Source organism: Shewanella sp. ENK2 (assembly GCF_043568515.1).
GTDB classification, from domain to species: domain Bacteria; phylum Pseudomonadota; class Gammaproteobacteria; order Enterobacterales; family Shewanellaceae; genus Shewanella; species Shewanella japonica.
This window is the reverse complement of sequence record NZ_CP171406.1, coordinates 2475665-2488739: the sequence shown is the minus strand read 5'-3', so window position 1 is coordinate 2488739 and position 13075 is coordinate 2475665. Positions and strand designations below refer to the sequence as shown.

8 protein-coding genes and 1 pseudogene are annotated in these 13075 nt (G+C 42.7%); 4 read left to right on the top strand and 5 right to left on the bottom strand.

Features of this window, described 5'->3' with window-relative positions:
• Positions 1 to 71: 71 nt before the first annotated feature.
• The 4 genes and pseudogenes from rfaD to ACGEDC_RS11020 form a co-directional block, all read right to left on the bottom strand.
• Positions 72 to 1025 carry an ADP-glyceromanno-heptose 6-epimerase gene (rfaD, locus tag ACGEDC_RS11035; protein ID WP_055022875.1) on the bottom strand — a complete coding sequence of 318 codons (954 nt, stop codon included), beginning with the start codon at positions 1023 to 1025 and terminating at the stop codon, positions 72 to 74.
• A gap of 71 nt (positions 1026 to 1096) precedes the next feature.
• Positions 1097 to 2044, bottom strand: a complete 948-nt coding sequence (locus ACGEDC_RS11030) for a glycosyltransferase family 9 protein (RefSeq protein WP_394493207.1) — start codon at positions 2042 to 2044, stop codon at positions 1097 to 1099.
• 245 nt (positions 2045 to 2289) lie between these two features.
• A pseudogene (gene ssb, locus ACGEDC_RS11025) lies at positions 2290 to 3017 on the bottom strand (single-stranded DNA-binding protein).
• A 121-nt stretch (positions 3018 to 3138) separates the two neighbouring features.
• A complete protein-coding gene (locus ACGEDC_RS11020) occupies positions 3139 to 4506 on the bottom strand; it encodes an MFS transporter (protein WP_394493205.1) in 1368 nt (455 codons plus the stop codon).
• Positions 4507 to 4877: 371 nt separating this feature from the next.
• Between ACGEDC_RS11020 and uvrA the strand changes: the two genes are divergently transcribed.
• The 4 genes from uvrA to ACGEDC_RS11000 all read left to right on the top strand — a co-directional run bounded on the left by uvrA (position 4878) and on the right by ACGEDC_RS11000 (position 12002).
• On the top strand, positions 4878 to 7772 hold the full coding sequence (uvrA, locus tag ACGEDC_RS11015) for an excinuclease ABC subunit UvrA (protein ID WP_394493203.1): 2895 nt from the start codon (positions 4878 to 4880) through the stop codon (positions 7770 to 7772).
• Between the two features lie 40 nt (positions 7773 to 7812).
• Positions 7813 to 8817, top strand: a complete 1005-nt coding sequence (locus ACGEDC_RS11010; protein WP_394493201.1) for a M20/M25/M40 family metallo-hydrolase — start codon at positions 7813 to 7815, stop codon at positions 8815 to 8817.
• 166 nt (positions 8818 to 8983) lie between these two features.
• Positions 8984 to 10798, top strand: a complete 1815-nt coding sequence (locus ACGEDC_RS11005) for a DEAD/DEAH box helicase (protein WP_055022881.1) — start codon at positions 8984 to 8986, stop codon at positions 10796 to 10798.
• Positions 10799 to 10925: 127 nt separating this feature from the next.
• Positions 10926 to 12002 (top strand): lipid A deacylase LpxR family protein, encoded by a 1077-nt coding sequence (locus tag ACGEDC_RS11000; RefSeq protein WP_394493199.1) that lies wholly within the window; start codon positions 10926 to 10928, stop codon positions 12000 to 12002.
• Here ACGEDC_RS11000 and ACGEDC_RS10995 read toward each other — a convergent pair.
• The gene (locus ACGEDC_RS10995; protein ID WP_394498315.1) at positions 11999 to 12979 is read right to left on the bottom strand and encodes a DMT family transporter; all 981 of its coding nucleotides are present in this window, start codon (positions 12977 to 12979) and stop codon (positions 11999 to 12001) included. The genes ACGEDC_RS11000 and ACGEDC_RS10995 overlap by 4 nt on opposite strands.
• Between the last annotated feature and the right edge of the window lie 96 nt (positions 12980 to 13075).

Genomic DNA, 13075 nt, shown 5'->3' with positions numbered 1-13075 from the left:
AGGGTTTTGCCAATAAAAAAGCCTTGATGATTGACTCATCAAGGCTTTATAGATTTGCCATCAATCTATGATTACTGACCAATAAAATGTTGGTCTTTTAGCCAATCTAAATACTCAGGCACTGCTTGCTCAACCGTTTTGAAGACATGGTCACAACCCACTGAACGAAGCAAGGTTAAATCTGCTTGAGTATAGCTCTGGTAAGCACCCTTTAATTTATCAGGGAAAGGAATGTATTCAATGTCGCCTTTACCATGGTACTGAATAACGGCATTTGCTACATCATTAAAGCTTTGCGCTTCACCTGTTCCGCAGTTAAACACACCAGACACTGACTTGTTCTGCCATAACCAAATGTTCACTTTAACGACGTCTTCAACAAACACGAAATCACGTAGTTGCTGACCATCTTCATAGCCATCCACACCGGCAAATAAACGACAAACACCGTTCGCTTTGATTTGGTTATTAAAGTGGAATGCTACACTCGCCATGCCGCCTTTATGCTGCTCTCTAGGGCCGTAAACGTTAAAATAACGAAGACCTGCAACTTGGGCAGTTGTGTCTTGTTGACGGACGTATTGGTCAAACAAGAACTTAGAGTAAGCATACACATTTAGCGGTTTTTCAACTTCGCGCTTCTCAACAAAAGTGTCACTACCACCGTACACAGATGCCGATGATGCATAGATAAATTGCACATTATTTGCTTGGCTATAATGCAGTAATACTTTTGAGTATTCATAGTTGTTTTGCATCATAAACTTGCCATCCCACTCAGTGGTCGATGAACATGCTCCTTGATGGAAAATCACTTCTAATTTACCGTCAAACTCGCCCGCTTTAATGCTGGCTAAAAAGGCATCTTTATCTAAGTAATCAGCGATTTCGCAATCGGCTAAATTAAACATTTGCGTGCCATCAGTAAGATCATCGACGGCGATGATATCTGTACGGCCCATTTCATTAAGCGATTTAACTAAATTACTACCGATAAAACCTGCAGCACCTGTAACCACGATCATAAGCTCAATTCCTGTGTATTGGCGTGAACATACATCACGCTTAAACCAAATCTTGTTTTGATAGCCTTAACTTAACGGCTAACGTCTGAATAAAATGAATCTAAAAACGCCGCAGCCTCAGTGGCTGCCTTGTCAAAATCAACTAACGCCATATTGCGACCCGTTCTTTTTCCAACAGGCGGTGTATAAGATAATCGGCGATCATCCGCTGATAAGGACTGCCAACGTATATGCGGTGCAGAGCGTCTGCCTGCATAAAACCCTAATGTCGGCACATTGTGTAGACCTGCTAAATGCAAAGGCCCAGTAGAGCCTGCGATAAACATATCAGCAGCCACTAATGACTCAGCAAATTCGCTCAGGCTCGATAATGGTTTGGCTTTTTCAACCTTAATGCCTTTTTCAGACAAAATAGCGACCATTTCGTCGGCAAGCACTTCTTCTTGGCCGCTGTAAGTGACCACAAATCGGCAATCTAACGCAGTACGCTGACTAATATCAATAAGCATATTCGAAAATGACTCAACAGGCACCCCGCCCGACGAGCCACCTGTACCAGGGTGAGCGAAAATCAACTTTTCTTCACCCTGTTTATTGTAATACTCTTGCCACTTGTGCTTTTTATTGCTCATATCCCAAAAAGGTCGTTTCACTTCTGGAATAGGGTAATTGTGCTCTTTTAGAAAGTGCTCAACAACATTACAACCTCTTCGCCAAACAGAAATGCCATCTTGATATTGTGCGTTGGTTCTGTGTTTATAGAGATATTGGTACCAATTTAGCGTGGGAACCAGTACATAAGGAATTCGAGCTGGTTTAAGTAGTTTATAAACTCGGTATTGAGACAATGAAACGATAGCTGCATCGTAATGTTGCTCTTTAATCAGCTCTGCAATAGCCGCATCATCACCTGTATCAACTAAGACGTTATCCACATGAGGGCATGCCTCGGCAAAACTTTTCACTACAGGAGCAACAAATACGTCAATTGTTGCGTCCGGTATTGCCTGTTTTAACATGCTAAGTGCGGGCCACTTCGTGGTGAAGTCACCAATTTTATCATGTCTCACATACAGGATTTTTTCATTTATTCAGATCCTAAACTCTTTGTTATCCGTCAAAATAAACCAATGAATGTTTCATTTTATACCAACAAAGCGTGCTTCACACTCATCATCAATCAAACTTGTTAATGAACAACAAAAAATCCCTGCATAACAGGGATTTTAAATATCACTTCGATTAATCCAGCGAATACTGTGTATTAGAACGGGATATCGTCATCCCAATCACCGCCTAAATCTGGCGTAGTGTTCTGCGGTTGTGGTGTTGGTGCAGGACGCTGTGCTGGAGCAGATTGTTGCTGGAAACCACCTTGCTGTTGTTGAGCAGGTTGTTGGAAACCGCCTTGTTGCTGGGCAGGTGCTGGACGTTGAGCTGGCTGCTGGTAACTACCTTGCTGCTGCGCTGGCGCTTGAGGCTTAGGCGTGTAAGCAGGCTTTTGAGCTGCTTGCTGTTGAGCAGGCTGCTGATAACCAGCTTGAGATTGCTGCTGTTGGCCGTATCCGCCTTGGGATTGCGGTGCACTTTGCTGAGGCGCATTACCATAGCCACCTTGACCTTGGTTCATACCACCTTGCTGACCGCCTTGGCCACGGCTATCAAGCATTTGCATTTCCATTGCATTGATTTCGGTTTTGTAGCGATCTTGACCCGTAGTCTGATCCTGCCACTTGCTGGTTTGCAGTTTACCTTCTAAGTAAACTTTAGAACCTTTTTCAGGTATTCGCCAGCTACTTCAGCTAGTCGACGGTACATCACAATGTTGTGCCATTCAGTGCGTTCTTGTTGCTGACCTTGTTGGTCTTTCCAAGATTCACTTGTTGCTACAGTAAAGTTAGCGACTGCGTTACCGTTTGGCATGTAACGAACTTCAGGATCTTTACCTAAATTACCAACCAAAATTACTTTATTCACACCACGACTGGCCATTGAAATCTCCTGCGATTTACCATGTTCTAAATTTATTTATGTTCAAATTCTGTTGAATCAATTATGCCATTTTTATGTCTGTTGACACATCAACTATCACACAAAAATACGAATTTAATTCTTAGCTGACAGAGCCTAACACAGCTCGGGCTTCTCTTAAATCGAATTGATCATCTACTTTTAAATAAGCAGCTTTCTCTTCAATCACGACAATTGCCTCAGCAACCCCTGCAAGTTGTGATAACTGAGTTGCCATATCTTGGGCATGATTTCTATCTTTCGCTTCAGCTTCAAGAGTATAGCTTTTAAGAAGCACTGGTTTTTCCATACCAATGGTCAATAATAACCACACAAACATCAACGCTAACGCGACATAAAAGACACCTGAAGCGCCGACCAATTGATAAGCGCCGCCACCTAACATGCCGCCACAAAAAGCACCTAAGAATTGACTGGTCGAGTAAACCCCCATCGCAGAACCTTTATCGCCCATAGGACAAAACTTTGCGATTAAGCTAGGTAATGATGCCTCTAAATAGTTAAAGCCGGTAAAAAATAACACCACAGCGCCACTGAGCACCCACAAATTATCAGCATAAATTCCCATAGCAGCGAGTGATAGCATCATTATAAGCAATGAGATTTGGAACATAGTTTTAGTGTTATTGCGCTTAACCCCAATAATGATCAAAGGCACCATTAAAAAGAGTGCGCCAACAAAAGCGGGGAAGTACAACATCCAGTGTTTTTCTTTGACTAAGCCAGCATCCACTAAATCTAAAGGTAATGCGACAAACACCGCTGTTAATACTAAATGAAGAATAAAAATGCCCGCATCTAATCGAAATAACTGAGGGTCCATCAGCATACGTTTAAGCTTGGTCGGCGTAGCAACAGTATCCCCTTTAGGGGCTTGAGACACAGGATTTGGTACTAAGACCTGCACAATCACCATGCCTAACACAGCTAAAATGGCAGTTAAAAAGAATAAGCCTTCAAGGCCTGCATATTGAGCAACTATCGGCCCTGCAAGTAAGGATAAAGCGAAAGAAAAGCCAATACACATCCCAATGATTGCCATGACTTTGGTTCGTTGTTCATCACGGGTTAAGTCGGCAGCGAGTGCCAATACCGCCGCAGCAATGGCTCCCATGCCCTGTAAAGCACGGCCCAGCACCACACCGTATATATGATCAGACATCGCAGCGACAATACTACCAATAGCAAAAATGACCAAACCACCTAAAATGATAGGCTTTCGGCCATATTTGTCAGACAACATGCCCATGGGAATTTGCAAACAAGCTTGTGTTAAGCCGTATGCCCCTATGGCAATACCGACCCATAATGGCGAGAATCCTTCTAAGTGTTGGCCGTAAAGCGCAAACACAGGCATGATCATAAACAAGCCCATCATTCGTAAACCAAACACGCTGGCTAACGAAAAAGCGACTTTTTTCTCTATGCCGGATAGTCCATTCTTGGCCATTCACTTGCCCTTAATTTTGTCACAGTAAAAATTTTGAGTTGCGCATATTATCACAGCGTCCTAATTTAGCTCAAAAGGAATAATGAACCAAGCAGCAACTGATTGTCGTATTTGCTAATGAGATTAAACAAACAGGTTATAATGTGTTTTATATCCCAGTTCAGGTTACCCCGAATAGGAATGACACCGCAGAAAATGAACTAAGCACTTAGCCCTATACAACACTGTATAAAATACTGTATAAATACATCATAAAATCGACAAACCAACATAAACTATTTAGACAAAAATAGCTTAAACCCATTTAAAATTCGGCGGCTTAAAGAAGTAGATCTCTTACCAAGCCCCTGAGAACAACATCAGAGTGAAGAATGGATACCATTGAAATTCGCGGTGCACGAACCCACAATCTAAAAAACTTTGACCTCAAAATTCCCCGTGACAAACTCATTGTCATTACCGGGCTGTCAGGTTCAGGCAAATCTTCATTGGCCTTCGACACCTTATATGCCGAAGGTCAACGCCGCTATGTTGAGTCTTTGTCAGCATACGCGCGCCAATTTTTGAGTTTGATGGAAAAACCTGATGTTGATCATATTGAAGGCTTAAGCCCAGCGATTTCAATTGAACAAAAATCCACTTCACATAATCCACGTTCAACTGTGGGTACGATTACCGAAATTTATGACTACTTAAGATTACTATTTGCCCGTGTAGGTGAACCTCGCTGTCCCACTCATGGTCAGCCCCTAGCCGCACAAACAGTAAGTCAAATGGTCGATAAAGTCCTTGAGTTACCTGAAGGTAGTCGTCAGATGCTGTTGGCGCCTGTCGTTAAAGCACGTAAAGGTGAGCATGTAAAACTGCTAGAGAGTCTCGCAGCCCAAGGTTATGTGCGGGCGCGTATTGATGGCGATGTTTGTGACTTATCAGACCCACCAACCTTAGACTTACATGTAAAACATACCATTGAAGTTGTTGTTGATCGCTTCAAAGTGCGTGACGATCTTAAACAACGTTTAGCGGAATCATTTGAAACCACCCTTGAAATGTCAGGTGGTATTGCTGTGGTCGCTGATATGGCTAGTGAAACGGAAGAGATAATCTTTTCAGCAAATTTTGCTTGCCCTCATTGTGGCTATTCAATGGCAGAACTTGAGCCACGTATTTTCTCATTCAATAACCCAGCTGGCGCTTGTCAAACCTGTGATGGCTTAGGAGTTCAACAGTATTTTGATGCCGACAGAGTGATCACCAATGGTGAGCTATCACTTGCTGGAGGTGCAATACGCGGCTGGGACAAACGTAACTTCTATTATTTTCAAATGCTCAGCTCACTGGCGGAACATTATAAGTTTGATGTTGAAACACCGTTCCAACAACTTACAGATAAAGTGCAAAAAATTGTACTCCACGGCTCTGGCAAGCAAAGTATTGCCTTTAAATATATTAATGACCGTGGCGATGTGGTGATCCGAAATCATCCATTTGAAGGCATCTTAAATAACATGGACCGCCGCTACCGTGAAACTGAAAGTAACTCGGTTCGTGATGAGCTTTCTAAATTCATTAATACACAACCGTGTAAAAGCTGTGGTGGTTCTCGCTTACGTGAAGAAGCACGTAATGTCTTTATTGGCGAACTAACACTACCTCAATTGACGCAGTGGTCTATTGGCGAAGCCATGACCTACTTTAACGGTGTCGAATTTTCAGGGCAAAAAGCACAAATTGCCGAAAAAATCTTAAAAGAAGTGGGTGATCGACTCGGGTTCCTCGTCAATGTGGGATTAAATTACTTAAGCTTAGATCGTTCAGCAGACACACTATCAGGTGGTGAAGCGCAGCGGATCCGGTTAGCGAGCCAAATTGGCGCCGGACTCGTTGGTGTCATGTATGTATTAGATGAACCCTCTATTGGCCTGCATCAGCGTGATAATGAGCGCTTACTTAATACCTTAATCCATCTTCGTGATCTAGGTAATACCGTGATTGTAGTTGAGCATGACGAGGATGCCATTCGCATGGCAGATCATGTTATCGATATTGGCCCTGGCGCAGGAGTGCACGGTGGTGAAGTTATTTGTTCTGGTGGCTTAAACGATATCATCGAATGTGAAGAATCGATCACAGGTCAGTACATTTCGGGCAAAAAACAGATCCATGTCAGTGAGCAGCGCACCCCAATAGACCCGAAAAAGGTCATTGAACTCACTGGAGCAACGGGTAATAACCTTAAAAATGTCGATTTAACCATTCCTATCGGGCTATTCACTTGTGTAACTGGGGTATCTGGTTCTGGTAAGTCGACCCTAATTAACGATACTTTTTATAAGATTGCTCACCGCATGCTAAATGGCGCCACAATTGATGAGCCCGCTCCGCATAAAAGTATTAAGGGCATGGAGCAATGCGACAAGGTCGTTGATATCGATCAAAGCCCTATTGGCCGAACACCTCGCTCAAACCCAGCCACTTATACGGGCATTTTTACTCCGATACGTGAGCTATTTGCCGCAACACAAGAGTCGCGTAGCCGTGGTTACCAACCTGGCCGTTTCTCATTTAACGTAAAAGGTGGACGCTGTGAAGCTTGTCAGGGCGACGGGCTCATTAAAGTAGAAATGCACTTTTTACCTGACGTGTATGTGCCATGTGATTCATGTAAAGGCAAACGCTATAATCGTGAAACCTTAGACGTGAAATACAAAGGCAAAAACATCCACGAAGTGCTGCAAATGACCATCGAAGAAGCACGTGTATTCTTTGACCCTATTCCTGCCATTGCACGTAAACTGCAAACCTTAGTGGATGTCGGTTTGTCATATATTTGCCTAGGACAAAGCGCCACGACCTTGTCAGGCGGTGAAGCTCAGCGAGTCAAACTTGCTAAAGAACTGTCTAAGCGTGATACGGGTAAAACCTTATATATTCTTGATGAACCAACAACTGGGTTGCACTTTGCTGATATTCAGTTATTACTTGATGTATTACATAGACTAAAAGCCAAAGGTAATACTATTGTTGTTATTGAGCACAATTTAGATGTGATCAAAACAGCCGACTGGATTGTGGACTTAGGACCAGAAGGTGGCTCAGGCGGCGGGACAATACTCGTAACAGGTACGCCTGAAGATGTTGCTAAAAACACTGAGTCGCATACCGCACGCTTTTTACAGCCACTGTTGGAGAAAATGCCACAAGTTACTGAGGCAAAGCCCAAGAAAGCGGCAAAAAAGACGATAAAAAAATCTGTTAAAAAATAAGCTATCAAGCAACATCGGACGATAAGCCAGAGGGAACGAAATGGAATTTCTAATCAAGCCTCTGGCTAATGCGATTACTGTTATCAACAAGGGTATTCGCTTCGCGCTTAAATTACTGAGCCTGATGATGATATTGTCGCTATCTGCTTGTGCATCTAAAAACTGCGGCAATCAACCTATCAGTCTTTGGGCAGTTAAAAGCCAACTGCTCGAAGATATACGTATTTTAACTAGCCCTGAATTTGAAGGACGTAAAACCAATACGCTTGGCGCCGAGCAATCTCGGCAATATCTCATCAAACGCTTTCAAGAACTCGAACTTACCCCTTGGCAAGATTCGTTTTTAGTCCCCTTTCAATATCGGTCAAACTTCACTGATAAAGAAGGGATAAATGTTATTGGCACAATTAGAGCCAAAAATGATAGCCAACGATGGCGAGTGATTACCGCCCATTACGACCACCTTGGCAAAAAAGGCAATAAAGTATTTGCTGGTGCAGATGACAATGCTTCAGGCGTTGCTGCTATGCTAGCCATCGCCGAGCATTGGCAGTCAAATGGTGATGACAAGGTTAACTTAATGCTTGTAGCAACCGACGCTGAAGAGTCAGGCTTATATGGTTCTTATGCAGTGGTTGAACAGTTAACAGCACAACCTAGCATGCAGATAGAAATGTCGATAAATTTAGACATGGTAGGTCACCCTTCAAGACCAAAATCCATTTATATAGAAGGCGAGAGAAATTTAACTGAGTTTAATCAGCTTAAATATCAACTGCAAGACTATAATCAATTGTGTGTCAGAGAAAGTCGTTCAAGAATGCAAAACGGCAGCATGGTAAAAATTGACTGGTTACGAGCTTCAGATCATTACCCGTTTCATAAGGCAGGGATTCCATGGCTTTATTTAGGTGTTCCTACCCATAAATATTACCACACGGTAGAAGATACAATTGAAACACTGGATATCGGATTTTTAGCCGCCGTCACTGAGACCGCTTTTGAATTAATCTCAGTAGATAAGCAACAAATTGCTCTTCAATAATCAGGCCAATTTTAGTTTTATATTGAAAATATATAGTCATAGAGGCTAAAGCTTGCTATAATATTGCCCCTTTGACGCGGGAAATCGACACGGGGTTGATTTTCTGTCTGTGAAACTTTAGCACGAATGCGACTATTTTCGTGCATACCCACAAGGCTACAACTCAATGTCATCCGATGAAAGAACTTTCCGCGAACTTGGTTTATCCGAGAATTTGCTTCGTGCCCTTGACGATTTAGGTTACGAAAAACCAACACCAATTCAAGCTGCTAGTATCGATCCTTTAATGGAAGGTAAAGATATTTTAGGTCAAGCTCAAACTGGTACTGGTAAAACTGGTGCATTCGCACTACCACTACTTAATAGTGTCGATCAAAAACTCAATGCTCCTCAAATCTTAGTATTGGCTCCAACTCGTGAGTTAGCAGTACAGGTTGCTGAAGCATTTGGTAGCTACGCAAAACACATGAAAGGCTTCCATGTACTGCCTATTTACGGTGGTCAAAGCATGCATCAACAACTTAGTGCGCTACGTCGTGGCCCACAAGTCGTTGTTGGTACGCCTGGACGTGTAATGGACCACATGCGTCGTGGCACACTGAAACTTGATGCGCTTAAAGCATTAGTACTTGATGAAGCTGATGAAATGCTAAAAATGGGCTTCATCGACGATATCGAATGGGTACTTGAGCACAAGCCAGCTGAAAGCCAATTAGCACTTTTTTCTGCAACTATGCCAGAGCAAATCAAGCGTGTTGCTAACAAGCACCTTAACAAGCCTGTTCATATCAGCATCGCAGCAAGTCATACGACTGTTGAATCTATTGAACAACGTTTTGTTCAAGTATCTCAACACAACAAGCTTGAAGCATTAGTCCGTGTATTAGAAGTTGAAAATACAGAAGGTATTATCATTTTCGTACGTACTCGTAATAGCTGTGTTGAACTAGCAGAAAAATTAGAAGCTCGTGGTTACGCTTCTTCGCCATTACATGGTGACATGAACCAACAAGCACGTGAGCGTGCTGTTGACCAGCTAAAACGTGGCAAGCTAGATATTCTTATTGCGACAGACGTTGCAGCCCGTGGTCTTGACGTTGAACGTATTGGACACGTAGTAAACTACGATATCCCATATGATTCAGAAGCTTATGTACACCGTATTGGTCGTACAGGTCGTGCTGGCCGTACTGGTATGGCAATTCTTTTCGTTACTAATCGTGAAATGCGTATGTTACGTACCATTGAACGTGCTACGAACAGCCGTATTTCGCCAATGAAAGTACCTAGCCCTGAAACAGTAACAGAGCGTCGTTTATCTCGTTTAGGCGAGCAAGTTCAAGAAACCATTAATGGTGACTTAGACTTCATGAAGAACGCAGTAGCTGAATTATGTCAACAGCTTGAAATCGATACAGATTTACTTGCTGCGGCATTATTACAACAAGTTCAGGCTGAACGTCCTTTACAACTTCCTCCAATTCAAGAGCGTCAACGTGATTCACGTGACCGCGATCGTGATGGTGGCAGAGATCGCAACAGCCGTCGTGATTCACGTGGTGGCCGCCCAATGCCTACAAGCTTTGGTAGTGCAGAAGGCTTAAAAGATAAGCCTGATGTTAAAATGTGTCGTTACGTAATTGAAGTCGGTCGTGATAATGGCGTTGGTGTAGGTAACATCGTTGGTGCAATTGCTAACGAAGCTAATATCGACAGTCAGTTCATTGGTCAAATTCAGTTATTCGACCAAGTGACTTCAATTGACTTACCAGACGGTATGCCAAAAGATGTGTTAACACACCTTCGTAAAGTACGTGTTTGTGGTAAGCCACTTAACATCAAAGAAGCAAGTGACACTCCATTCCCAGAGTCTACACGTAGCGACCGTCCACGTCGTCCACGTAATGACCGTTCTCGTGGTGATCGTAATGATCGTCCTCGTGGCGACCGTCGTCCACGTAAACCACGTGACAGCGAGTAATTGATCACAGTATCAACAATCTGTTGAAACCCTGTAATAAAAATGGAGCTTAGGCTCCATTTTTTTATGCTGTTTTCTGTATAATCCTTCGCTCATTTTGATACCTACTGATACATAGCTTTATTTTATGTTACCAAGCACATACCTAGCCAAACATATTACTCGCGCACTTGCACTAATATGCTGTGTTTTACCTATTGTTGTGTCTGCAGCAGGGGTTAACGCTGAAGATCAACATCAGCAGGTTTTAGCGACATCAAATGGTGACTGGGTACAGTTCAGTTTTGAGAATGATGCATTTGGCCTTATTAATACCAGTGATAATGGCTACAGCAATGGTTTAGAGTGGAGTTGGGGTAAGGCAATCGTCGATGATTTTGATGAGCTTAACATGCCCACTTGGCTCACAGGTCTTTATGGTTACAGTTATTTAAACCATGGTGCATCAAGACAGTATCAAATTAGCTATAGTGTATCCCAGCGCATGTACACCCCTGATGACCTACAACAAGCGGAACTCATAGAGTCAGACAGGCCATATGCTGGCACCTTATTATGGCAATCTACATTACGTAGTTTTGGTGATGGTATCGCCGATAATTTAAGCATAACTTTAGGTCTTGTCGGGCCAGGTTCACTTGCTGAGCAAACTCAAAAACAAGTTCACGAAATCATTGATGCCAAAGAGCCAATGGGCTGGGATAATCAGTTAAGTAATGAGCCTGTATTCAGAGTTGAAGTACAACGCCTATATCAATGGGCATACACTCCAATTTCAGAAAATGTCGAGTTTGATACTGTTATTCATGGAAATGCGGCAATAGGTAATTTAATGAGTGATGTTGGTGCTGGTATGTCATTTCGTATCGGTAACATTCTGTCTCACAGTTATGCCTTCGTAACGCAAGCAGCATCAAGAAGTAACAATGGATACCAAGTAAAACCTGTTAGCGAGTTAAGCTGGCAGCTGTTTTTGACCTTGTATGGACGTTATGTATTTAACGATATAACCCTTGATGGCAATAACTTTACAGATAGCCACTCAGTCGAACTGACGAACCAACAAGCAATGATCAATTCAGGATTTATGCTTAACTGGCAAAACTGGGGGTTAACCTTCTCAGTCATTCGTGGCACTGAGCAATATAAAGATCAGCCAAGTACTGCCAATTTTGCAGCAGTCAATATCAACTACCGTTTCTAACGATACCTGTCAGCTGATGGCTGCTTGCGCTTTTGCTGCAATAAAGGCCATATCTGCATGGCAAAAACAGCGCCGACAATTAAGATAATCCCAAGCAATGACCAAGCATCAATGGCATCAGCCCTAAAGGTGTTGGGCCATAAGTTCATCTTTACCACCAGACTATTAGCAATGAAACTCAACACAGGTGTCAGAGCCAGCATAGCGCTGACTTGCGCTGTGGGCCAATACTTGATGGCTTGTCCAAAGCTACCGTAAGCAATCAATGTATTGGCTGCGCAGAATAAAATAATAAACCACTCAGATGAGTTCATCTTAGAGAATTGGCTGAAATCACAGAATGGCGCCATCACGACAACACCCAAACCATAGATATATAGCAATACGTTATTAGGCGATAACTTAGCGATCAGCGACTTTTGCAATAAAGCATAACTGGTCCAAGAAAGTACAGAGAACTGCACGATTAACACCCCAAAACCAATTTGACTATTATCACTGACAGACATATCAAGACTTGGATGGAAAAACAGTAATACTCCCAAGGCCAGAGTTGCAAAACAGCTCAACTGCACCGCAGTTAAACGCTCCTTAAAAAATAACGCACCACCGAAAGCAAGGTAAAATGGCGCAGTCTGAAAGTTAAGTTGTGCAGTACCTGGCGATAAATAATCTAAGGAATACACAAACGAAGTGTAGTTACACATGAGTAAAATGCCGGCAGCACTGAGCTTAACCCAATCCCCTCGTGAAAGTGACATGAACTGACGTAAATACCCTAGATGCCACATCACCAAAAAGGTCACGATAAATGCCACTAAAAATCGAAACCAAGTCAAGGTAACCGGATCGATAAAATTTCCAGAGAGTGTTAACGCTATCGGTAATATGCCCCAAAAAATGACGGCAATAGACACAAAAAATAAACCGAGTTTGGTAGGATGCACAGAATGTCTCACAGATGTTAACAAGAGTATAAGCTGCAATATCTTGCCTGATACAGACCAACGAATAAAGCATTAAAAACTAATATTAAGCCCCTCAGTATTCGCTATACAGGATTAAGAGTTTAG